This is a genomic window from Rheinheimera sp. SA_1, from assembly GCF_001669775.1.
In the GTDB taxonomy this organism is placed as follows: domain Bacteria; phylum Pseudomonadota; class Gammaproteobacteria; order Enterobacterales; family Alteromonadaceae; genus Pararheinheimera.
The window spans coordinates 51,020-74,413 of the sequence record NZ_LXWK01000022.1 but is presented as its reverse complement, the minus strand read 5'-3'; the positions used below and the strand labels follow the sequence as shown (position 1 = coordinate 74,413).

The window sequence follows — 23,394 nt, the reverse complement described above, 5'->3', positions numbered from 1 at the left end:
ATTGACGGCTTCACTCAACTGCATTCAGACTGCTGACGACATAAACTCAATGGAGTTGTAATGGAATTTTTACCCACCAAAGTAAATGGACACAAAGTATACGCTGGCTTTCGGAAACGATTTTTCGCCGGCTTTGTAGATCTGCTGATATTCGTGCCTTTTATGTTTCTATTTCACTTTATTGACGGCATTTCAATCGAAGCCGCGATGATAGGTGCAGTGTTGTCAGGATTGATGTATTCAGGCTATTCCATTGGTTTTCATTATAAATTTGGCGCCACAGTTGGGAAAATGGCTGCTGGTATCAAAGTGACAAAACCTAATGGCGACGGTATAGGGCTGCAACACGCTGTCTTGCGATCGGCCTTCGATCTGGTTTTTGCCGTCGCCACTATCTACATTCAATTGGTTGCTTTATCTCAAGTGGATCCAGCCATTTACTTAAATGCCGGCTTGGTGGAACAAGGACAACATATGATTCAGTTCTACCCGGCTTGGCATGACATGTTAAATCTCGTCACTTTCGTGTGGGTTCTCAGCGAGTTTGTGGTGTTGCTATTTAACGAACGTAAACGTGCTTTGCACGATTTTATTGCCGGTACTGTCGTGGTACAGCAAACCATGCTGGCACTTGCCAAGTCGCCGAATGATGATGCTTTGGTAGCCGCGAGCTAAAATTTGTTCCAACCAGCGACAACGGGTCGCTTTGTGTTCCAAAGCGACCCGCTACAATGCTACTTAGCCCCGAGAGATTGTAGTCGCGGGCCTAAGCCGGAAGCCCAGCCACACTGCGAGCCATGCCATTGGCAGATAAGCGAGCAACAAATCAAGCGTAATAAACCAGGCTGGTGCCGGGATCATAAAACTGGCCGCCAGTCCGCCGCAGAAGTAAAAAGCGCCGATGCCAAAAGCCAGCTGTTTGTGGTGCGATACTGCCAGCAGATAAGCCACTAAAGCTCCGGAAAACGTGCCTAGTGCATGGGCCAAAAACGGCATGATAAAATGTTGCGGCTGAAATAAATGGATGGATTGCTTTAGACTTTCGGCATTGGTGACATCAACTCCGGCTGGTGGCGGGATCAGTGCTGGACTGAAAGTCACCAGTGCCATATTGACGCAGCTACCGATGATAATACCGATCACGACCGCGATGATCTGACGAAGCAGCTTTGGCATAGTGCAATTCCTCTGAGTGAAAATTGAAAAAAGTATATACCCAAAATCATTGAAGATAGGGGTAGGCGGCCAACAACCCCGCATCGTCAAGGATAACCGGTATAGCTGGTCAATCACTCACCATACAGGATCTGTTGCCGTTCCTGTTCAGTCAGAATGCCAACAAAAGGTGTGCGGCGACGATACTTACAGATGCGAGGATCCATACTCAGCACACCTTCCCGGAACTGTTCCTTCTGATGCACCTCGAGCAGCAAACAGCTCCAGTACAAGTATTCACCATGCCGGACTTGTCCTGCAGCTAATCGTTGTTCCAGGCATTGCTGAATCTGGGCGCACAAGCTTGGATCCTGCTCAATTTTCTCGACAATTTTTTGATGCAAGCGCCAGATTTGTAAATCCTGCACCTGCTGCGACTGGCCTCTGGGTTTGGCGGTTAAACGGTTTTTTGAGGTGGTAAATGCCATAGACTACTTTGATTGCTGTTGAATAATGTTCAGATACGGACAATCTGCATCAACTGACCAACGACATGCTCAACCTATGACATTTGCCAGATCCAAGCGTTGGCTGTCACAGCCAACCTTTTTGCTGGGCAATCCTTGCCGCATCTATCCGATTGGCGGCATTAAGTTTGGCCATCGCTTCGGACAAATAATTGCGTACCGTGCCTTCGGCAATAAATAAAACGCCGGCGATTTCGGCAGTAGTTTTGCCTTCACCGGCCAGACGCAGCGCGCGTCGTTCTTTATCGTTCAGCGGATCGGTTTCGCCCAATGCCAATAACGCCAGTTCGCTGTCGATCACGCGTTTACCGGCCATCACTTTATCCAGCGCTGACAGCAAATCACTGACCGGTGCGTCTTTCAGTAAAAAACCACTGACGCCACAATCGAGTGCGCGTTTGATATACCCGCTGCGGCCAAAAGTGGTGATCACCACCACTTTGGTTGGGCTTTTTTGTTGCTGTAGCCAGGCGGCTAGCTCCAAACCGGTGCGACCCGGCATTTCGATATCCGTCAGCAGTAAATCAAAGCTGTCGGTTTTTAACAGTTTCATTGCGGCATCACCATCAGCGGCTTCCACAATCTGATGTGGACTGCTTAAGGTTATTAACGACGCCAGTGCACCACGCACCATCGCCTGATCTTCAGCCAGTAAAATTCGCATTATGCTTTTCCTTTGGGCAGCCAGATATGTAACTGACAGCCGTGATCCAGCTTATACTCGATTCTTGCCTGCAGCGCATCGAGCCGCTCGCGCACGCCCGTCAGACCGTTACCAAATCCCAGTTGCTGCACCACACCATTGTCATTAACCTGGCAATTCCAGCCCGTAGCATCTTCACTGAAGGTGATGCTACAGCTGTCGCCTTTGCTGTGGCGCAGAATATTGGTGACTAACTCGGTAAGGACCAAAATTAACGCTGATTCTTCACGCGCCGCCAATTTGGGTACTTCACCACACAACTGCACAGCAAAACCATGTTCACGCAATCGTTGCGCCAGCCCCGACACTTCTGCCAGTAAACCTTTGTGTTTGTATCCGGACACCGTCTGGCGCACCTGCGATAAGGAGTCGCGGGCGATTTGCGCCAGTTCGGTGAGATGTTGCTGCGCGTTTTCCGGCTGCTGTGCTTTTAACAGTGCATTGGCTAAATCAGCTTTGAGGATAATCGAGGACAGACTGTGACCCATAATGTCGTGCAAATCGCGGGCAATCCGTTCACGTTCGACCATTTGTGCCAGTTGGGTGATTTCTTCCTGGCTTTGTTGTTTTTGGCGGATATTGACCTGGCGCAGCCGTTCCAGAAAGCCAAATAAGGTAACCCCTAATAGCAATACCGAACCGTAGGCCAAAAAATACGGGCCCTGAAACTGGTTCAGATGTTGTAACATCGCCAGCAGTACCAGCAGTGAACCAACTGCAGTCACCGCAATTGCGGGTCGGTAACTGAAACCGATAAAAAAACCGCAATAAGCAAACATCGCAATCGAGCCGGGATTCCACGGCGTCACCGTAGTGGCAATCACCGCCATCGCCAACACCGGTCGCCACATCTGTCGCGGCGGCGTGTAATAACCCCAATAATAACACCCAATAAACAGTGCCATCGCCAGCAACAGCAGACTGATTTGCACCACGCTGTAATTGACATAAAACAGTGGCAACAGGAAAAATACCAGGTTAATCAGATAGACCCAGGCCCAGCGCCGTTCGAGTTTAATGTGATCCATCGGTTGCTCCTGCGAAAATGATGTCAGTTCGAAGTTTGTTTGCCACAGCTTAACGCCATGAGGGAACGGCAGCCAGCTTAAGCTGTCAGCAAAGTTGCATGACAAATGTCATCTGCAGTCCTTCTGACGGCGCGTGAGCGGCCATCACCACAAACATCGGCTAAAGCTGCGGCAACACCAGTTGGCTCCAGCCAGATCCCGCTTGTTTTTGCACTTTAATCTGCACCGGAATGCGCTCTTTCAGCGCTTCAACATGGCTGATAATGCCGATCATCTTGCCGCTACTTTGCAAAGAATCCAGCGCCGCCAGCGCGGTTTCCAGCGTGTCTGGATCCAATGTGCCAAAACCTTCATCAAGGAACAATGAGTCGATGCGGGTTTTGTGGCTGACTAAATCCGACAGCGCTAACGCTAACGCCAGACTCACCAGAAAACTTTCGCCACCGGACAAAGTTTTGGTATCGCGTACGGCATCGGCTTGCCAGCTGTCGAGCACCCACAGTTCCAGTTCGCTGTCGGCTTTGCGCGCCAGTTGATACCGGCTGTGCAGTTTATCCAGTTGCCGGTTGGCCAATACAATCAGTTGCTGTAGCGTTAGCCCCTGGGCAAAACGGCGGTATTTATCGCCATTGGCTGAGCCAATTAAGGTATTGAGTTTTTGCCAGTCCTGATACAACGCCTGCTGATCCTGCAACTGCTGATAAAGCCCGGCCTGAGTCGTCGCCAATTCTTGTTGTTGTCTTAGCTGCTGGCGGATTTGCCCGAGTTGTTCACTAAGTTGCTGCAATTGTTGCTGAATGTCGGCACGCAACTGTTCCAGCACGGTTTTGGCTGGCAATTCGGTGCCTGTTTCTTCCAACATTGTTTTGCGTTTAACCAGATCTGCTTGTTGCTGCTCAGCCAGTTGCAGTAAGGCCAGCGCGGCGGTATGCGCATCCTGTAATTGCTGTTTTTGATGTTGTAGCTGCTGCAACTGCTGTTCGGTCAGAATGGCGGTGATAAAAGCGACGTCGGTAGCAAAAGGACTGGCGGCCAGCGCTTGTTGCCACTGCTGCTGCAGAAGCTCCAGTTCGGTTGACTGCTGTTGCTGGCGTTGTTGCAGGCTTTGTTGTTCGCCCTGCAAAGTGGCCAGTTGCTGCTGTTGTTGTTGCCAGTCACTGATGTACGTTGCGAGCTGTACCGCCAATATGGCGACATCGTCCGGTAACGCGGCTTGCACTGCAATTGTTGGTGGGGCCATCGCCAGCTGCAATTGCCACTGCCGTAATTCTTGCGCGGCCTGCTGTGCTTGCGGGCTCAATTGTTGCAGCTGCTGCGCGAACATCGTCAGCTGCTGCTCTTGCTGTTGCCACTGCTGTAACTGTTGTTGTCGCTGTTGCAACTGCTGTGTCAGTGCATTGAGGTCAGCGGTTGTAGGATCAGTTGCTAGAGCTGGATCACTAAGCTGTTGCTGCAGCAAACTGCACTGGCGCTGCATATTCTGCTGCAACTCGGTTTGCTGTGTCTGCAGTGTTTGCTGCTCTTTTTGCCACTGCTGATATTGCTGCCGTTCCAGTGCCAATTCTTGCGCCAGTTGTTGCAACTGCGATTGCACTTGCTGCAGCTGTTGCTGCGCGTCCAGTAACGCCTGTTGTTGTTGCTGAAACAGTGTTAGTTGCTGCTGAATAGCACTGAGCTGCTGTTGCAACTGCACCAATAGCTGTTGCAGTTGGCCGTCATTCTGCTGCAAAAATGCCGACGATGCTTCAAAGCGCAGGTCAACTGATAAAGGTGCAGTATCCAATTGAGTCTGCAGTTGTGTTTGTTGTTGTAACAGCTCTGCCAACTGCGACTGGCTGCCGCTCTGCTGAGTTTGCAAACGAGCGATTTGTTGCTGCAACTGCTCGCCTTGCAGGCGTAATGCATCCTGCTGCTGTCTCGCCAACAGCAGCGCCTGTTCGGCCTCGCTGGGGTCCAGTGTTTGATAATGTTCAATCGCCGGATGTTCAGCACTACCGCAAAGCGGACAAGCATCCCCAGGCTGCAAAGTGGCGCGCAGCGCCGTCAGCTCAGTGATTTTTTGTTGCTGCCGCACAATCAACTCTTTGTCTTTTACTTTGTCGTTTTGTTCTTTGTATTGCTGCCGCAGCTGCACTAGTTGTTGCTGGAACTGGAGCTCCTGCTGCTGCAGTTGCTGGCCGTCGTGCTGCAATAGCTGTTGTTTGGCGCTGTGTTGCCAAAGCTGGCGGGCGATGCGAATAAACTCAGTCAGCCCGCTTTGATCTTGCTGCAGCAAAGTCATTTGTTGTTGCAACGCTGGGGCATCGAGTTGCTGCTGACTTTTCTGCAACTGCTGCAGTGTTAGTTCTGCCTGTTGTTGGGCGCTTTGTAGTTGTAGTTCGTGCTGTTTTTTCTGCTGACCGCTGCCGATTTGTTGTTGCAATTGCCGGGTCAGTTCGTTGATCTGAGTGGTTAATTTTTCAGCCTGTAGCTGCTGTTGTTGCAGTTGCTGCAATTGTGGCCGGCAAGCAGCAAGTATTTCTGCCAATTGACTGGCGGCACTGCGACTGGTGACTTGCTGCTGCAATTGCTGATGTTGTTGCTGTAACTGCTGTAGTTGCTGAGTTAATACGGCAAGCCTTTGTTGCTGCAATTGCCAAATCTGCTGGCCGTTTTGCTGCGCTGCATTGCTTAAAGGCTCAAATCTGCTGTGCCACTGCTGTTGCTGCAGGCCTAAATCATCCCGAAGTTGGCGTGCATCCACCAATTGCTGATACAGCGGCTGCAGTTTTTGTACCTGCGGGTAACTATCCAGTTTTGCCAGCCCTACTTTGGCTTGATCCAGCGCTTGCTCAGCTTGTTGTAACTGCTGTGTTGCTTGTTGTTGCTGCGTATTAGCCGCTTCGAATTGCGTCCACCAGTCCAGTTTTGGCTGTAATTGTTGCTGCGCACTTTGCTGAAGTTGTTGCGCCGCCAGCAGTTGTTGTTCGGTGCTGGCGAGTTCGGCTAGTTGTTCAGCGCTTAATAGCTGCAAACCACTTAATTTAGCCTGAGTAATTTGTTGCTGTTGTTCCAGTTCGCGACAATTCTGAAACACCTGCATTGAGATTTGGCTGTAAATTTCGGTACCGGTCAGCTCTTCTAATAGCTCAGCCCGCTCGTTGGCGCTGGCATTTAAAAAGGCGGCAAAATTTCCCTGCGATAACAACATCGAACGGGTAAAACGGGCAAAATCCAGGCCGGTCAGCTGCTCTGTCAGTTTCAGTTTTTCTGAGGTTTTGTCGGTCAGAATGGTGCCATCCAGCGTTGCCAGCTCTACTTTGGCTGCCTGCAGATTGCCATCAATGGCGCCACGCGAACGACGCTGGCTCCAAAACGCGCGGTAACTTTGCTCGCGCACTGAAAATTCCACTTCCGCCAAACATTCGGCGGTGTGCCGACTCATCAATTCATTGCTGCTTTGGCTGAGGTTTTTTAGCCGCGGCGTTTGGTGATACAGCGCCAGACAAATCGCGTCGAGTAAGGTGCTTTTGCCAGCACCAGTCGGGCCGGTGATGGCAAATAAATTACTTTGGGCAAAAGCTTCGTCGCGAAAATCGATTTTCCATTCACCACGTAATGAATTCAGGTTTTGTAGCCGTACCGACAGAATTTTCATGCCCCGGCCTCCGTTTCTGACGGTTCAGATTGCAGTACGGTATCTAAAGCTTGCTGATGCAATTGAGTTAAGCGACTGGTTAATTCGTCGTTTAATATTTCATGCGACAAACGGCTTTGCAGTACATCAGCTGGGGTTAGTTCTAATAACGAAGGCTCGAAGACATTGGTTTCACCGGCGCGCTGCGATAGCCTTTCGCGCCGCAGTTTCAGCAGTTCTACTGGTAAATCAGCTAGTTGTTCCTGCAATTGCAGCTGTAAATCTGATAACAACGCCGTTTCGCCGCTGACCACTAACTCCAGCCACAGTTGTTCACCTGGGTTCAATTTGGCGAGTGCTGGTTGCAACTGTTGCTTCAGACTGACGAGATCAGATTTCAGGCTAAGCAACGGCTGAAAACAAGGGATATCAATGCTGCTAACGGTGGGGACAGTGAGCTCTGAGTTTGCCAGGTCTTGCTGAAAATCGACCAACAGCAGCTGCTTTTGCTGGCTGGCTTCATCAAAGCTCAGTGCAATCGGCGAGCCGCTGTAACGAATAAAATCCGACCCCGCGACTTTTTGCGCCTGATGAATATGGCCAAGCGCAATATAAGAAAATGGCGGTAAACAGCTGGCGGGCAAAGCTTCCAGCGTACCGATATAAATTTCGCGCACGGATTCAGTGGAACTGGCGCCAACTGTGGTGAGATGGCCGGTGGCGATTAAGGGCAGTGGTGCGACGCGTCCTTGTTCGGTCTTTGCGGTTGCAGCTAATTCCATCGCAAGCGCCGCTGCACCTTGATACAGTTCCTGATACACCTGACTGATTTGGCTTTGCAGCTGTGTCGATTTTTCAGACGCCGTTTGGCCGGGCTGACTTTTGCCATCGTCACGTTGCGATAAATCACGCGGCCTTAAAAAAGGCACCGCTGCCAGCACCGCGCCAATGTCGCCGTTTTTGCTGGTGAGCGGGATTAAATGCGCTTTAGGATCAGTCTGATAACCCGGCACCACTGATGTGTGCAGGCATTTGAGTAAGGTCGCACTTTCCTGTAGCACAGCCACTGAGTCGTGATTACCGCCAAGTAACACCAGTTGCACGCCGGTTGGTTGCAGGTCGACAATCAGTTGATGATAAAGCTCGCGGGCATAACTCGGCGGGGTCGCAGTATCAAAAATATCGCCAGCCACCAGTAACACATCAGCGTCCAGCGTGATGATTTGCTGTTTCAGCCAGCTAAAAAATGCCTGATGTTCAGCAGCGCGGCTTTTACCAATAAAGTGCTGGCCGAGGTGCCAGTCGGAAGTGTGCAAGATCCGCATCAAAATCAAAGACCTGGTCGGTGAAAGTCCACCACAGCATAGCATAGCGGTGTATCTGCCCCAAGCGAAGCTCCTCTCGTTGTTTTATAACGTCGTAGAGCGCAACGGCACCAGCCAAACTGCGATAAATGCTCCCCAGTCCTGTGTATCCAGTAACGAGAATCGGCGCGTCTGGTCTGGATAATGATGTTCTGGCTTCAACGTTTGAGTCGTTATAATCTTTGGCTGCCCTGCAACGAACTGCAAACTTTCTGCTTTTGCACCTGTGTTTTCTACCAGATATACAGCGCCGTTATATGTTGCTGTTAACGCTTGCGCCTGAGTGTGTCCAACGACCAGATAATCAACATCAAATACTTGGCGGACCCGGTCGACATGCTGCTGACTTACTAACTGATCATTACCGGGCACAACGGCCATTCCACGGAATTGGGTCGGCGAACTTCGGCTAAACAGCAGATCATAACTAGCCTCGTCTTGTACTTCGCGGCTTAGCAAATCCCGATGTAGCTGATTGATTTGCGAAATGTCCAGCCCGCTTGCCAGCAGCGTTTCACTGATCCCGCCATGCAGATACAAAGTCCGATTTAGTTTCAGTAGCAAGGGCTGTTGGCGCAACCAATGTCCGAGTACGGTATCAGCGGCAAATGCCTGTTTATATTCTTTCGCGAACTGTTCAGTAGCCCACAGATGTTCTGCTTCCACATCTTTGACTACTCCGCGCAGCAGGTATTGTTCATGATTACCAAGTAACAGATGCAGCTCACCACCAGCGGCTCGGGCTTGTTGCTGCAATTGGTATAAAGTCCAAAGAAGATCATGTACCTGGCGTCCACGATCAACACTGTCACCAGCAATGACCAAATGACCATCGCCATATTGCCAATTACCTGCGGCATCCAGCAGTCCGGTTTCTTTACCCCATTGCAGGAAATAGTCCAACCTACCTTCCAGATCACTGCTGATCAGGACTTTCGTTGGCTGCTCCATATTCTGCCAATCCTGCACTGCCGTCTGACTGGCTGGATACCATTGCAGTCTGATGGACTGTTTCAGGCAGTTTAGGTTTAACTCTTTGATCTCAGCAGGTAATTGCTGTTGCTGCTTCTGCTGATCGCAAAACCAGCGAACTGTGGATACATTATTGATGGGTTCTTTGGTTAGAGGTTCCTCTGTGGCTGCCGGCCAAACCACGGGACCTTGCAAGGCCACAGCTTTGGGCATCTTCGCCAAACCACTGGCATGACTGCGTAACCGGATGGCGCCATCCCCAGGCAACGGCAATAAGATACTGTGATAGACACCACTTTGGGTTTGCACTACCGCTGCTTGCGACAACCAAACAATTACAAGCACCAGTAACAGCAACACAAACCCGCAAGTCCATTTCAGCATTTTCATAAACAACCTATACATGCAATCTTTTTACCGGCGTCAAATCATCAGTTAAACCGGTATTCAACAAAATACTCTGTAGCAAACTTTACATCAAACATGCACATATTGTTACTAATTTATCAATGCAGCATCTTTTGCTTTGGCTGAAGCCACCGATGGCCGCTGTGCAAACCGCTCTAAATAAGCCGCAATTTCCGGTGTTTTATCCAATAAACCAAACTGGGTGATCCAGCTTAATGACGCGCCCCACAGTACATCGGCGGCGGTGAAACGTTCGCCTAACCACCAGGGACCTTTGGCCAATTGTGCCCGGACTATCGCTTCAACGGCTTCGATAGTGCCATAAGGGCTCATGCTGGCTGAACCGCTGTCACGCTTCAGCGCTTTGTCGATCATCGCCGGTTCAAAGCTGCTGCCATAAAACGCCAGTGCCCTTAGATAAGAACCGCGCAACGGATCACCGACTGCCGGGCTTAAACCTTTTTCCGGCGCGAGTTCCGCCAGAAACTGAAATATCGCCACTTGTTCAGTGATCACAGCGTCATCGGCAACCAAAGTCGGCACTTTGCCCAACGGATTTACCGCCAACAGTGCCGCAGGCTTATCTTTAAAATCAACCAGTTGAATGTCGCAAGGTAAAGCAAGTTCTTCTAACAGAATCCGCACACCAGCCGAGCGGCTTTGTGCGTTGTGAAATAAAGTGATGTTTGGGCAAGAAGTCATGGCGCTATCCTTTGGCTGGTTGTTTGCTATCAGTTGTTGGCTAATAGTTATTTGCTATTAGTTCGATAATAGTTGGCGAATATTTACAGCAACGCTGGCTGTGGATCTGCCAGATGATTGAAAGTCTACCTTAACGATATTTCAACGGTACTACCAGCGTCAAAACTGCCAGAATTGTAGCTACTGCTGGCAGTTTTCACCTGTTCAGGTAGCGGCTGAATTTACCCTTTGGGTGCCGGCAACTGCAGCGCAAACTGCTTGTTGAGCTGGCGTTTGCCAAGGTCGGTCAGTTGTAGTTCGCGGTTGCCGAGCATACGCCTGAGCCATTGTTTTTCCAGCATAAAAGCCAGCAGTAGAGCACCGAGTTGGCCGCCTAAATGCGCAGTACGTTCGCTCCAGTCGAGACAGCCGCAGGCATATCGCCGTTTGCTCTGTGGTTTGGCCTGATAATCAACGCCAAGCGCGCTAAATCCGGCCTTCCCCAAAGCAGTCAGCTGATAGTCTGGTTGCTGTCCGGATGCGCTCAAAACATCAGATCCCGGCGCAGGGGCTAGCCAACCCAATTTCAGCAACTGTTGTAATAATGCCACGGCCACCGTACCCGCCAGATGATCATAACAACTACGGGCAAAACGTAACGAGGCTGGTGTGGTGCTTTGTATTGATTTTGGTTGCTGCCCGGCCAGTTGCATCATTGATTCCAGCACTTGCGCCACCTCGGCATTGGCCAATCTGAAATAGCGGTGCCGGCCCTGACTGACTTTATGCAATAAGCCCAGATCGGTTAAGCGGCTTAAATGCGCACTGGCGGTGGAAGCTGCAGTATCCGCGACCGTAGCAAGCTCGGTGGCGGTGTAGGCGCGACCATCCATCAGCGCGCACAACATACGGGCGCGGGCAGGTTCGGCAATGGCAGCGGCGATTTGTGCGATTGCCAGGTTAACATCAGCTTGCTCGACATCCATCATTCGGTTTCCAGCGAAGTATCCTTAGTCAGATTGCGGCATCATGCAGCGCAACGTAGTTTTCGGCAAGATCGCAGTTCTACCTCTGTGCGAGCCATTAAACAGGAATTTCCATGAACGATTCGCCTATCAATGCTATTGCTGCTGTGCAGCACGCCAATCCTTACCCTTACTACGCTTTGTTACGCCAAGGCGCCGATTTAACTTTTGATACTCACCTCAATTTATGGCTCGCCGCCAAAGCCGGAGTGGTCCTGGAAGTCTTGGCGCATCCAGCAGCCAAAGTTCGGCCGTACAATGAAACTGTGCCTGCGCATTTGGCAGGAAGCACAGTAGGTCAGGTATTTTCACAGTTGATCCGGATGACTGATGGCCAGACGCAGCAACAGGCGAAAATCTGGCTGGCACCTCGGCTACATGGTTGGTCGGATGCCTTGGTGCGCCAACAAACGCTGTTGGTGATCTCAGCGTTACAACAGGAGTTGGCGACTGCATATCAACGCCCTGCTGTAGCGTTGTTTGATGACATTATGCTGTTAAATGAATTTATCCAGCAACTACCGGTGCGGGTGGTAGCAGCATTGCTGGAATTTAACCCGTCTCAAGCAAAGATGGCCGCAACTGCCATTGCCGATTTTATCCGGACATTGGCGCCGTCGGCAGCCCATGATGCTGCCGTCATGGTGGCCGGAGAGCAGGCCAGTCAGTTGTTGCTGGGCCAATTACAATTGCTGATGCCGCCGGTTGATTTACACTGGCAGCGAGCGAATTTATTGGGGTTATTAATGCAAAGTTATGAAGCGACTGCAGGCTTAATTGGCAACAGTCTGGTCGCGCTGACCGAACAACAGTTATGGCCAACGCTGCGGGCTGATCCACGGCTGTGCCTGCCGTTGGTGGCGGAAGTCGTGCGTTATGATGCGCCGGTGCAAAATACCCGGCGCTTTATTCACGCCGACTGTGAAATTGCCGGTATTGCTCTGCCTGCAGGTAGCACTGTGTTGTTGCTACTGGCTGCCGCTGGTCGTGATGAAAGCGTTTATCCGCAGCCGGAGCAGTTCCGGCTTGATCGGCTACAACAAACCAATCTAACTTTTAGCAGCGGTGCGCATCAATGCCCGGGACAACAACTGGCGTTGCAAATCAGCGCTGTCGCAGTTGAATTTTTGCTGTCGCAAACTTTACCGCCGTTGCAATGGCGTTATCGGCCTTCGTTGAATGGCCGGCTGAGTTGGTTTTTCAGTGATTTGGATACGCAGTCTTCAGACCCTGCAGGAGCAAAACCATGATCGCCGTAATTTTTGAAGTCGAACTACATCCTGCTTGTAAGCAAGACTACCTGGACATCGCCGTCAGCCTGAAACCTTTACTGAATGAGATTGACGGTTTTATCAGCATTGAACGTTTTCAAAGCCTGAGTGACCCAGACAAATTGTTATCACTGAGCTTCTGGCGTGACGAACAGGCCATCCTGCAATGGCGAACCCTGGAAGCGCATCGGCTGGCACAACAGCAAGGTCGGGCGTCTATTTTTAAAGATTACCGGCTGCGCATTGCTGATGTCAGCCGCGATTATGGGTTGCAGGATCGGCGACAAGCACCGGCGGACAGTCAGGTATTTCATCAGCCCACTGACTGTTGAACTTTCGGTCATCCGACCGAACATGCAGCAATGCCTGAATTGCTCAGCCGAATTTTAACTCTGGCTGAGCACCGGTCTTTTCGTTTTCGGCAGGCTTTTCACCACAAGTGCATAAGAGTTTTCAATCATCCGTTTGATTTCATTCTCAGGCACGCTGCCATCCAGCAGCACGGTATTCCAGTGCTGTTTATTCATATGATATCCCGGTGTAATCGCCGGAAAAATCTGCCGGAGCATTAAGGCTTCGGTTGGGTCGCATTTTAAGTTGATGCTGGCGATGCGGTTTGGCTGAACGCCTTGTGTTGCGCTTTGTTCAAAGCGCTGTTCTGACAAAATGGCAAACACTTTACCGACCACCTTATAGACGTAAACGTCAGGTCCAAAAGGAAAATCTTCGATACTTTGCAATTGCATCAAGCAGTGATCACGACAGGCTTGAAAGTCCATATATGTCCTTGAATTGGAAATTGGGAGCGGCAACTAAGCACTGCAGCCGGCATCATCTCAATTTATCCCCTTCCTCCCCGAAGTTCCAGCGATCACCATGAACAGGTATCTGTTGCAGGCAATTCCGTCTACCTGCAGCTGACAAACCGGGAAATCAACAAATAAACTATTTTGCAACTTTTGAAACAAAATATTTGACCTTCGACTATGAAACTGGTTATATTTCCAGCACGAAAGGCCATCTGGCAGTCCATTTGTAGCCGAAACATCTGATTTTACTGAATTACCCTTGGGTAATTTATTTTTTGCTAAAAATGACAACGCTGTCAAATATGCGAAAATTTAAAATAACTGCTGTTGTGAGGTTTTTGTGAAAAATTATGGCTTTACTTTGATTGAGCTGATGGTGGTTGTCGCTATCGTCGCAATTCTGGCCAGTTTGGTTTATCCAAGCTACGACAGTTACCTTAAAGCGGGTCGACGAACTGATGCACAGCGGCTGATGCTGGAGCAAACAAACTTGCTGGAACGCAGTTATAGCCGCAACGGCACTTATCCTGAACAGCACAATATCACCGCCACCGACTACTACAGTTTCAGTTACGAGCGCAGCGCAGTGGACTTGTTCACAATCATCGCCAGCCCGGTTGATGATTCGTTATGTGGCGAACTCAGCATCAATCAGCAAGGTGTGAAAACTGCAGCAACCGGTCACGACAGCTGCTGGGTGCATTAATGAAACACCATATTCCACAACAAGGCTTCACACTGTTCGAACTGCTGATCGTGCTGGGTATAGCAGCCATTCTTGTGTCACTTGCGCTACCGTCGTATCTGCAATTAGTCCAGCAAGAACGCCATACCCAGGCGGTGAATCAAATACAAGCGATGTACAAATTTGCCCGTAGCGAAGCCATTAAACGCAATCAGCAGGTCAATATTGTGGCGGGCGTCAACGGTAAATGGCAGGTGGAATTACCCGATCAGCAAGACCGTAGTATCCGCAGTGTTCAGCTCGAAGATAATACAATTGCAGTCACCGGACTGGAATTAGTGAATGTCAGCCAGGCAGGCTTCGCCACTCCGGCTTCAGTGTCTATCAGCCATACCGAACAAACCGACGCCGCCAAATGGTTGTGTATCTTTCCCAGTGGCCAGCTGACGATCCAAAGTCAGGCTTGTACTCATTTAGGCTGACTCTCTGATGCGAACCCAAGTTTGGCCTGATGGCTTTAGCCTGATTGAAGTTCTGGTAGCAATGTTACTGGCGAGTCTGGGTCTGCTCGGCCTTGCCAGCGCACAGATCAAAGCCTTGCAATACGCCAGCAGCAGTCTGAGCTATACCGTGGCAACTATTCAGGCACATAACGCCGTGGAACGGATCTGGCCGCAACTTTGTACCTTGCAACAAGGCGGCATGATGTTTGATGCAGCCTTTATCAGCACCTTACAACCGCAGGTAAATCTGGATCCGGCTGGTTATCAGATTGATTTTGAAGCCTTTGCCTTTAACGTTTCCCCCTATCAACCAGCGCCGGCCGCCCCCTTGCCTTTGACGATGCTGGAGCTGGCTGTCAGCTGGAATGACCTTAGGCTGGACGATGGCGAAGCCAACACCATGGATATTCAAAGCAGCTTTCCGTGGCTGCGCAATGGCAACCCAACAGGATGTATCTGATGCCACAGATCCAAGCTACACATGGTTTTACCCTGGTTGAACTGATGGTCACCCTGTTGTTATCCAGCCTGATTATGGTCGGGATGGGCGGCGCGATGATCGCCATAAAGCATACCGTGAATGAGGTGAACGCGCTGGAAAATGCGCAGGAAGTGCTCAGAAGCAGCCGGGATATGCTCAATAACAGTGTTCGAAAAGGCACGGTGATCAGCCTGACTGGCAACACACTGCGGATTGAACAACTCAATAGCAGTAGCAGCCAGATGGGTTGTAGTGGCACGACCCAAGCATTGGCCTTTGTCGAAGAATTCCGCTTTGACAGCAGCGAACTGCAATGCCGCATTAACGGCGGCAATTGGATCAGTCTGGTGACCGGACTGATTGCGCTCGACTTTTCCATCAATGGTGATCTGCTGACCACCAGGTTAGCGCCACGCGGTTTACCACTGAATTACCCGCAAGCTGATCTGAACGGCGATGCCAGCAACGAACCTTATGTGCGCCTGCAAATTGCGCTGAAATCGGTCATTCTGGCTCGGGAAACCTGAACATGTGCAACAAACAGGATCTGCATACCAAGTTGAACTTGAGCCACCAGTTAAACATCGGAGCTGCAAAACAACGAGGCATGTCATTGTTGTTTGTATTGATGCTGACCACCATTGCCAGTTTACTGGTATTTACTGCACTTAACAGTTCGGTATCGCAGGAGCGGATGAGCGGTAATTTTCAGAAAAAACTCAACGCCGAACTACTGGCGGATAAAGCGGTATTTGAAAGTTTTCATCAGCTGAATGCCTTTGCCAAAGATCCAGCCAATGCCAATGCCACTGATGCCGAAGTGGCCGTTGCGGCTAAAGTTGTCGCAGGCAGCATATCCGGAGGCCGGAAATATCAGGCCGGAGCTGCTGAAGTTAAGGCTCAGGGTTTTGCTGTCAGCGCCGATGGTGCGCGCTATGGCGATAGTGCCGCCACGCGCAAAGTGATGTTTAAACGCATCAGCGGCAGCGGCGTCAGTCTGTTCCCTTTTGCACATGCCGTCACCGGTTGTAACGCAGTTGACCTTACAGCTAGCGGCGGTATTACCAGTTATGATTCGTCCAACCCGCTAGCCAGTAACACCAATGTGGTGGTGCGCACTGTCACCGATGGTGGCAGTGTAACTTTGGTCGGTGATTCACCGGTGATTGGCGATGTACTCTCAACCGGTAATATCACCTTAACCGGCTCTTCTGTCATCAGTGGAAAACTGCATGCCAATGGCAATATCCTGCTCAACAACGCCAGCGCCGTGATTAAAAAACAAGCGTGGGCGGTCGGAACCATTGATGTCAACAATACCGTGGTGGTCGAAGGGGAAGTCAAAGCCAACAGCCATATCCGGGTGAACAACGTGGCGAAACTACAAGGTGGTTTGCGCACCCAGGGCAATCTGACGCTGACCAATAATGCCAAAATCAACGGCGCTGTTGAAGTCTATGGCGATGTGCAGTTAGCTGGTTACAGCAGTAGTATTTTACAACCAGCATTATTGCGTTACCGCGGCAGCGTAAATCCGGCGGGGCTTGGCCAACAACAGGCCGACTTGAGTTTTGCGCCGGTGCCGTTGCTGCCGGTCGATAACGACGACGAAGCCAGTGAAAGTTTTAACCCGTTATGCGACCCGCTGCGTATCAGCGAAGCCGTCGAAGCGGTGGAGCAACCCGCCACACTGCCAGCCTTGAATGTGCGTCAGGCCTGGGATCGCAAGATCTATACTTTAACTGCCACCGAAGGTAAACATCTTGATGTACCCAATCTACCCGCCAGTCTGACACCGCAAAATGGCCTGTTTTTGAAAAAGAGTCAGTCGATGTATTTTGTCAGCAGTGTCAATGGCGGCAGTGAAGGCAAACTGATAATTAACGGCCATGTGACGTTGTTTATTGCTGGTGACATGGTGTTTGGCGGCGATTCAGCGTTGCAGATTAACAACGGCAGTTCACTGACCATTATCACCAGTGGCCGGATTGAATTTACCGGCGGCGCCAAAGTCATTAATGATCAATTTCCGGTGGGCGAACCGCAAGGGATCGTCGATGGCCGGCCGGTGATGTCGATTTATTCTTCGTATAGTGGCAAAGATGGCATCAAACTCAATGGTGGCATTAAATCCATTTATGCTGCCATTTACGCCCCGCGAACCGATATCAAAATGGACAGTTTAGCCGGTATATTCTCCGGCTCTGCCGTTGGAAAAACGGTGAACGTCGGTGGAGCAGGTAAAATCCGATATGATCAGGCGCTCGGTAAAGTGGAGGCCGGTGGGTCAACCGGAACCGTTAACCCACGCATTGTGTTTCATGGCTGGAACTAACTATCCAGCTGCCGGTTTGTGAACAACTAACAGCTTAATAGGCCACACTAAAACGCCGGTTCAGCTGCTTCGGTTGCTGCAGTTCGTCCAGCATTGCCACGGCATAATCGCCGGTCGAAATGCGGCTTTTGCCGTTAGTATCGGTCAGTAACTGATCACCACCTAAACGGAACTGACCGGTTTTATCGCCCGGGAAAATTTCCGCCGCTGGCGACAAATAACTCCATTGCAGCGCGGTTTCTGCCCGTAATAGCTGCAACGCTGCATAAGCACCTTCTGCGGTGCCACGATATTCAGCCGGAAAATTCGGACTGTCGAGCAGCATCGACCCATCGGGTACTTCCAAGGATGCCGCGCCGCCGACCAGCAGTAAACGTGGGATGTCCGTTTGCGCTTTGACTGCTGCCAGAATGGAAGCTACACCACGTTGGTAATAGCTGGCTACATCAGTTTGCGCATGTCCACTAAATGCGCTCAGCACCACGTCCACCCCTTGAAGGGCGGCGATTAAGGCGGCGGTATCGAGCACATCCACTGCCACGACTTCTAATTGAGTTGTCGCTTCGAGCCTTTCAGGCCGGCTAACCAGCGCCCGTACCTGCAGCCCTCGCGAAAGCGCTTCTTTAGTTAACGCCGAGCCAATAAAACCTGAAGCGCCGATAATGGCAATTTTGCTGATGTTGTTCATAACAGTTGTCCTTCATGAGGTCATTGATTGATCAGTGGCTGACCGGGCTGACTACAACAGCAGCTCCGGCAATGACGCTATTATCCTTGCTCGATTACCAAAGAAAAATCAGCTAATCTTTGATTCACTGTTTAGATAAACAAAACAATTTGATGAAAAACCAACTGGATTTAAATAGTCTGTTATTGGTGCAGGCACTGGCGGCCAGTGGCAGTTTTACCGCTGCCGCCGCACGTCTTAGCAGCAGTAAAACAAAAATTAGCCTGCAAATTAAAGCGCTGGAGCAACAACTTGGTGTGGCGTTGTTCCGGCGTACCACGCGGCAAGTGAGCTTAACGGCCGAAGGTGCCTTGTTGGTGGAACGATGTTTGCCGCTGCTCGATGAACTGCGTAGCGAATTGACGCTGCTGCAGCAAAGGACGCTAGCAGATGCAGAGCTCAGCGGCACTTTGGTGATCAGCGCGCCTGAGGATTACAGCAACCGGGTGTTAGTACCGTTGCTGCTGCAGTTTCAGCGGTTGCATCCAAAACTGCAGCTGGACCTTCGCAGCAGCGATCAGGTGCAAGACCTGATTAAACAAGGGATTGATTTATCAATTCGGATTGGCTGGCTGCAGGATTCCAGTCTCAAAGCCCAGCGGCTGGGCGATTTTGCGCAGTGGTTGTTGGCCGCACCGGCTTATTTGGAAAAATTTGCCGCACCACTGCAGCCGGATGATTTGAAAGCAATGAATTTAGTGGCTTTTACACTGCTGCCAACACCACAACAGTGGCGGTTTAGCCAAGGCAAACAGGTGGTTGAATTGCGGCTGCCAAGCAGCATTAAAACCAGTTCTACCCAGACCGTGACCTCGTTATTACTACATGGCGCCGGACTTGGTGTACTGCCCGACTACAGCGCCAAAGCCATGCAGCAACAAGGTTTGTTGCAACGGGTGTTACCCGAATGGCAATTGCCGGCTGGTGGTATTTACGCGGTCTATCCGCCTGGACCACACCGGCCGGCCAAAGTACGGCAGTTCGTGTCGTTTTTGCAGCAGGGGTTAATCAATAGCTAAACTTTGCGTTTTGACCCAGCCAAGATGAATCAATCTGATGCCCCTCTCGCAAAGTCTTTACTTAAACAAAGTTAACAACGCTTAATATTTAACCATGTCGTCATATATTTTTACACTTATTCTACATTGAAAATTAAAATTCTTTAAAAGCAAAGGCTTATATTGTGGCCTATTTGTTGCTGAAGACCGGCAGCTTTTAACGAATGTAGGTTTCTCTAATGAAATTAAAACTCTCTTTACTCGTCGCAGCTTTTGGCTGCATTTTAACAGCAGGTACAGCACAGGCCGGTTTAATCGACCGTGGCAACGGCATGGTGTATGACAACTGGCTCGATATCACCTGGCTAACCGATGCTAACTTTGCAAAAACCAGCGGTTACCATGCGACGGGACTCATGAACTGGCAAGAAGCCACTGACTGGGCCGCCAATCTCGAATATGCGGGTTACAGTGACTGGCGCCTGGCCGGAGTTGACCCTGATGACTATACCTGCACACCCAGCCCGGGTTATGGCTTTGCCTGTAAAGGTGAGCAGAATGAATTAGCGGGAATGTTCAGCAACCATTTAGCACTGCACGGCCAACGCCTGGATATCCATGAATTGGATCCCGAGTGGCACCGCACCGCAATGCATCAGGCCATCAGCAATAGTTACCTCGATTTAATGACCTGGCAGTCCAAATCAGTTTCCAACCTGATGAGTGGAATTTACTGGGCTTCCACGCCCAGCAACTACAACGGCATTGCCAGATACTTCGATACTGAATACGGTTTTCAGTCCGAATACGAAACATACCAACATGCCTATGCTTGGGCTGTCCGTTCCGGAGATGTGGCTGCTGTGCAACCTCCAATCGAAACAGTTCCGGCACCCACCCCGCTGACTTTGCTTGTTTTGAGTCTGTGTAGTATGTTTTGGCTAAAACGACGCACGACCCGTTAATTCGTATTTACGTACAAAAAGCATCGTGGTTCCGGCAACGTCAACAAATGGCATCGCTGGAACATTCTCCGCACACCTTGCTTGAGCCTGGCCAATGACAGGCGTATTCTGAGCCTCCCATTCGCAAGGAGGTGTGTATGTATCAGCTTTTTATCGCCAATAAAAATTATTCGTCCTGGTCGCTGCGGCCCTGGTTATTAATGACGCAGCTGAATATTCCTTTTACTGAACAACTGCAGCAATTTGCCGCGAACAACTATCACAATTTCCGCAGCTTTTCACCAACCGGCAAAGTGCCTTGTCTACATGATGGCGATGTGGTGGTGTGGGAATCGCTGGCGATTGTCGAATATCTGGCCGAACGTCACCCGGGTGTCTGGCCAACAGATACCATGGCCCGGAATTTTGCCCGCAGCGCCTGCAGTGAAATGCATGCTGGTTTTGGTACTTTACGCAGTGTCTGCACCATGAACTGCGGCGTCCGAGTTGAGCTGCAGGATCCGCCAGCAGCGTTAGCAAAAGAACTACAACGGCTGGATGAACTCTGGCAACAAGGTCTGCAACAATTTGGCGGGCCATTTCTGGCTGGTGCACAGTTCAGTGCAGTTGATGCATTTTTTGCACCTGTAGCATTTCGCATTCAAAGTTACGGCCTGCAATTAAGCGAAAAATCAATGACCTATGTACAGCAGCTGCTGCAGCTCCCAGCCATGCAACAATGGTATGAAGCAGCGTTAGACGAAAGCTGGCGTGAAGTCAGTCATGAAGCAGAAATTGGCAATTACGGCCGGGTACTGGTGGATTACCGGCGGGTTTGACCGCTGAGCGGAAAAATTTTCGCTACACCTACCGAGTCAATAACATCAGGGTCAGAGTCAATTGTTAACAGACTTTTGTTAACAATTGACTCTGACCCTGATGTTAACAAGTGTCTCTTTTATCATTATGCATCCAACCAACAACCATGAAACCCCAGCGGTAACATCCGGTCCATCCGGGCCTGTGCGATGGGGCCCGCGTTCAGATCGTCGCTGTTAAACAAACTTAAACCACTTTGGTTGTGACGATAATCCAGCCAGCTGATTAAAACCTGCCGACTGCCACTGACTAATAAAGGCTCTTCCGCCACCACACCTGGCCCAAACTGATAACTTTGTTGCCGGCCAGCGGCATCGATGCACACCAGACTATCACTTAAACCGGCTTCGCTGCGATCGCTACCGCTGACGCCAAATAACGGTGCTACCTGTACTTTACCGGAAGCTGCTGATCCCGGACTGGCAAATCCCGCCACATATTGTGGAAACTCCATCACCAAGCCACTGCGTTCAACTGCTGCCGATGCGCCTTTTTTGTCAAGTGCCACGCGAATTGTAACCAATTCCGAGACGCTACTTTGTTTACGGCCATCACCGGTCAGTAAATAACTCATACCTTCCAGCATCACACCCGAGTCCGGATATAAACAGGCTTGCAGATGCAGTTCACCACCTTGCTGCCAGGCCTGACCAAAATGAAAAGCAAAACCGGCCGGTAATTCTACCCACTGCTGCTGGGTAAAGTCGGTTTTATCAATGATCAGCAGCTGCGAACCAAGCTCTGGCCGCCATTTAAAAGCATCAATAAAGGTCTGGCCCTGCTCATAAACACAAGCTCCCAAGAAAAATACCAGCTTGTCGGCGGTCTGGCTAAAAGCATGCAGATAACTGGCTTGCGGCAGTTTAATTTGCTGCATCCGCTGCATTTCGGACTTTGCGCCGATATGGTACAGCAGCATCAACGGCTGGCCGCTGACATACCAGGTGCCAAAATTCCACATCCCGCCCTGACCATCCGGCAACGGATGCGCCGAAAAAGGCAGTTGTTTATATTGCTCACCGAAGTCTTTGACGCTAAGAGTGCTCAGGTTATCCGGATCAATCCGGTGCGCCGAACCACCTTCCCATAACGCCAGCACTTCACCTTGCCATGGAATAAGCGCGGTATTGGCGGTATTTAAATCATCGTTATTGCGCGCCGGTAACGGATTTTTCACCAAAGTACCGGCAGTGTGATAACGAAAGGCGCCCGCCATTTCTTCCACCAGATATTTTTTGGTCTGAATAAATTTGCCTTGATGCTGCACTTTACCGTTGGCAAAGCGAAATTGCTGCACCATGCCATCGCCATCAAACCAGTGCTGATAACGCTCACCCGCCCGCTCCAGCCGTGCCGGACCGTTACGCAGCAACATACCGTTCAAATCGGTCGGCCATTTGCCTTCAGTGTGCAACTGCAGCGGCGCAAAATCGGCGCGAACTCCGGCAAAAGCTTTGCTCCACGAAGCTTTGCTGGTCGACATTGCTGGCGATCGGGTCACGGCCAGCAGTTTGTCAGCGTTACTGGCAAGTGCACTGGCGCTGGCACAAGCGATAGCAGCAGTTAAAAAGCGGCGACGATCCATGGTATACCCCGGCAAATAACGTTAATCAGTTTAACAGCTCAACATTCGTCTTAACGGATATGGATGGTCAGTTTGGTATCTGCCGCCACCGCAAAAGCCGCATCTTTAAAACTGGCCGGGCCAAACTGACCGGCGTTGTTGCTAAAGCCATACCCTTCACTTGGAATGCCCATGATGTTGCGGTCGAGCTCACCGTTGTCGTTGGCGTCGTGCATGATTTTAATGGCGTATTGGCCGTCTGCTAAATCCGCAAACACCAGCTGTTGGCTATCGCCGCTGACTGCTTTCACCACAGCCGCTGCTGCGTCCTTACCTTGTTGATAAGACTGCTCGCTGCGATACAGCGCCACATGTAATTTGCCAGTTTGCTCTTTAATCTGGTCAATATTGACGGTCAGGGTATGGGCTTGTGCGGTAAAAGCTGAAGTCAGTAATAACGCTAATAATGAGGTCGCAACAGTTAATTTTATCATGATGAAGTTCCTTGGAGTTGTGAGTCAGTCCCGCTGACTGATGACACCACTTTAGAACGTTGCTTGTGCTGGCATAACTGCTGAAAGTCACGATTTTCAGCAGTTAAAAAAGTGACTTCTGGGCTATTGGCAGGTTTTTATGGTGCTCTCGACTGTCGCAACGAAACATTTAAGACACTGTGGTCAGGATTTTTTTAAAAGATGCCGATCCATAACTGTCGGCTC

24 protein-coding genes are annotated in these 23,394 nt (G+C 50.5%); 11 read left to right on the top strand and 13 right to left on the bottom strand.

The annotated features are described in order from the left end of the window. Positions 1-60: 60 nt before the first annotated feature. Positions 61-675 carry an RDD family protein gene (locus tag A5320_RS21445; protein WP_068070031.1) on the top strand — a complete coding sequence of 205 codons (615 nt, stop codon included), beginning with the start codon at positions 61-63 and terminating at the stop codon, positions 673-675. A gap of 63 nt (positions 676-738) precedes the next feature. Here A5320_RS21445 and A5320_RS21440 read toward each other — a convergent pair whose 3' ends face one another. The 9 genes from A5320_RS21440 to A5320_RS21400 all read right to left on the bottom strand — a co-directional run bounded on the left by A5320_RS21440 (position 739) and on the right by A5320_RS21400 (position 11,443). Then, positions 739-1,176, bottom strand: coding sequence for a hypothetical protein (locus tag A5320_RS21440; RefSeq protein ID WP_068070029.1), 438 nt, complete (start codon positions 1,174-1,176; stop codon positions 739-741). Between the two features lie 113 nt (positions 1,177-1,289). Continuing rightward, complete coding sequence (locus A5320_RS21435) at positions 1,290-1,643, bottom strand: hypothetical protein (protein ID WP_068070027.1); 354 nt, start codon at positions 1,641-1,643, stop codon at positions 1,290-1,292. A gap of 106 nt (positions 1,644-1,749) precedes the next feature. Next, positions 1,750-2,346, bottom strand: coding sequence for a response regulator transcription factor (locus A5320_RS21430; RefSeq protein ID WP_068070025.1), 597 nt, complete (start codon positions 2,344-2,346; stop codon positions 1,750-1,752). After that, positions 2,346-3,413, bottom strand: a complete 1,068-nt coding sequence (locus A5320_RS21425; protein ID WP_068070023.1) for a sensor histidine kinase — start codon at positions 3,411-3,413, stop codon at positions 2,346-2,348. The genes A5320_RS21430 and A5320_RS21425 overlap by 1 nt, the downstream gene beginning before the upstream one ends. 160 nt (positions 3,414-3,573) lie before the next feature. Beyond that, complete coding sequence (locus tag A5320_RS21420; RefSeq protein ID WP_068070021.1) at positions 3,574-7,050, bottom strand: SbcC/MukB-like Walker B domain-containing protein; 3,477 nt, start codon at positions 7,048-7,050, stop codon at positions 3,574-3,576. After that, positions 7,047-8,354 carry an exonuclease subunit SbcD gene (gene sbcD, locus A5320_RS21415; protein ID WP_082971972.1) on the bottom strand — a complete coding sequence of 436 codons (1,308 nt, stop codon included), beginning with the start codon at positions 8,352-8,354 and terminating at the stop codon, positions 7,047-7,049. Before sbcD ends, A5320_RS21420 begins: the two co-directional genes overlap by 4 nt. A gap of 84 nt (positions 8,355-8,438) precedes the next feature. Continuing rightward, complete coding sequence (locus tag A5320_RS21410) at positions 8,439-9,755, bottom strand: metallophosphoesterase (RefSeq protein ID WP_068070019.1); 1,317 nt, start codon at positions 9,753-9,755, stop codon at positions 8,439-8,441. 108 nt (positions 9,756-9,863) lie between these two features. Then, complete coding sequence (locus A5320_RS21405) at positions 9,864-10,475, bottom strand: glutathione S-transferase family protein (RefSeq protein WP_068070017.1); 612 nt, start codon at positions 10,473-10,475, stop codon at positions 9,864-9,866. Between the two features lie 221 nt (positions 10,476-10,696). After that, entirely contained in the window at positions 10,697-11,443 is a 747-nt protein-coding gene (locus A5320_RS21400) for an ArsR/SmtB family transcription factor (RefSeq protein WP_197490246.1), read from the bottom strand. Between the two features lie 110 nt (positions 11,444-11,553). Here A5320_RS21400 and A5320_RS21395 point away from each other — a divergent pair, with 110 nt between their 5' ends. Next, the gene (locus A5320_RS21395) at positions 11,554-12,729 is read left to right on the top strand and encodes a cytochrome P450 (protein WP_082971970.1); all 1,176 of its coding nucleotides are present in this window, start codon (positions 11,554-11,556) and stop codon (positions 12,727-12,729) included. Then, positions 12,726-13,082 (top strand): antibiotic biosynthesis monooxygenase family protein, encoded by a 357-nt coding sequence (locus A5320_RS21390; RefSeq protein WP_068070015.1) that lies wholly within the window; start codon positions 12,726-12,728, stop codon positions 13,080-13,082. The genes A5320_RS21395 and A5320_RS21390 overlap by 4 nt, the downstream gene beginning before the upstream one ends. Positions 13,083-13,136: 54 nt before the next feature. Here the strand turns inward: A5320_RS21390 and A5320_RS21385 are convergent, their stop codons facing one another. Beyond that, entirely contained in the window at positions 13,137-13,529 is a 393-nt protein-coding gene (locus tag A5320_RS21385; protein WP_068070013.1) for an MmcQ/YjbR family DNA-binding protein, read from the bottom strand. A 370-nt stretch (positions 13,530-13,899) separates the two neighbouring features. Between A5320_RS21385 and A5320_RS22395 the strand changes: the two genes are divergently transcribed. Genes A5320_RS22395 through A5320_RS21360 form a run of 5 tightly spaced genes read left to right on the top strand, consistent with a single transcriptional unit; the run spans position 13,900 to position 17,563 of the window. Next, positions 13,900-14,265, top strand: coding sequence for a type IV pilin protein (locus A5320_RS22395; RefSeq protein ID WP_269454668.1), 366 nt, complete (start codon positions 13,900-13,902; stop codon positions 14,263-14,265). Continuing rightward, the gene (locus A5320_RS22320) at positions 14,265-14,726 is read left to right on the top strand and encodes a GspH/FimT family pseudopilin (RefSeq protein WP_068070011.1); all 462 of its coding nucleotides are present in this window, start codon (positions 14,265-14,267) and stop codon (positions 14,724-14,726) included. The genes A5320_RS22395 and A5320_RS22320 overlap by 1 nt, the downstream gene beginning before the upstream one ends. A 7-nt stretch (positions 14,727-14,733) precedes the next feature. Beyond that, on the top strand, positions 14,734-15,207 hold the full coding sequence (locus tag A5320_RS21370; protein WP_068070009.1) for a type IV pilus modification PilV family protein: 474 nt from the start codon (positions 14,734-14,736) through the stop codon (positions 15,205-15,207). Further along, complete coding sequence (locus A5320_RS21365) at positions 15,207-15,755, top strand: PilW family protein (RefSeq protein ID WP_068070006.1); 549 nt, start codon at positions 15,207-15,209, stop codon at positions 15,753-15,755. Before A5320_RS21370 ends, A5320_RS21365 begins: the two co-directional genes overlap by 1 nt. 2 nt (positions 15,756-15,757) lie before the next feature. Continuing rightward, complete coding sequence (locus A5320_RS21360; RefSeq protein WP_068070004.1) at positions 15,758-17,563, top strand: DUF7305 domain-containing protein; 1,806 nt, start codon at positions 15,758-15,760, stop codon at positions 17,561-17,563. Positions 17,564-17,597: 34 nt separating this feature from the next. Here A5320_RS21360 and A5320_RS21355 read toward each other — a convergent pair whose 3' ends face one another. Further along, the gene (locus A5320_RS21355) at positions 17,598-18,251 is read right to left on the bottom strand and encodes an NAD(P)-dependent oxidoreductase (protein WP_068070002.1); all 654 of its coding nucleotides are present in this window, start codon (positions 18,249-18,251) and stop codon (positions 17,598-17,600) included. A gap of 152 nt (positions 18,252-18,403) precedes the next feature. Here A5320_RS21355 and A5320_RS21350 point away from each other — a divergent pair, with 152 nt between their 5' ends. The 3 genes from A5320_RS21350 to A5320_RS21340 all read left to right on the top strand — a co-directional run bounded on the left by A5320_RS21350 (position 18,404) and on the right by A5320_RS21340 (position 21,071). Then, complete coding sequence (locus tag A5320_RS21350; protein WP_068070098.1) at positions 18,404-19,309, top strand: LysR family transcriptional regulator; 906 nt, start codon at positions 18,404-18,406, stop codon at positions 19,307-19,309. A 218-nt stretch (positions 19,310-19,527) separates the two neighbouring features. Beyond that, positions 19,528-20,253, top strand: coding sequence for a DUF1566 domain-containing protein (locus A5320_RS21345; RefSeq protein WP_068070000.1), 726 nt, complete (start codon positions 19,528-19,530; stop codon positions 20,251-20,253). A 137-nt stretch (positions 20,254-20,390) separates the two neighbouring features. Next, on the top strand, positions 20,391-21,071 hold the full coding sequence (locus A5320_RS21340) for a glutathione S-transferase family protein (RefSeq protein ID WP_068069998.1): 681 nt from the start codon (positions 20,391-20,393) through the stop codon (positions 21,069-21,071). Positions 21,072-21,196: 125 nt separating this feature from the next. Here the strand turns inward: A5320_RS21340 and A5320_RS21335 are convergent, their stop codons facing one another. After that, entirely contained in the window at positions 21,197-22,696 is a 1,500-nt protein-coding gene (locus tag A5320_RS21335; RefSeq protein WP_068069996.1) for a carotenoid oxygenase family protein, read from the bottom strand. A gap of 50 nt (positions 22,697-22,746) precedes the next feature. Next, a complete protein-coding gene (locus A5320_RS21330) occupies positions 22,747-23,169 on the bottom strand; it encodes a DUF2141 domain-containing protein (RefSeq protein ID WP_068069994.1) in 423 nt (140 codons plus the stop codon). Between the last annotated feature and the right edge of the window lie 225 nt (positions 23,170-23,394).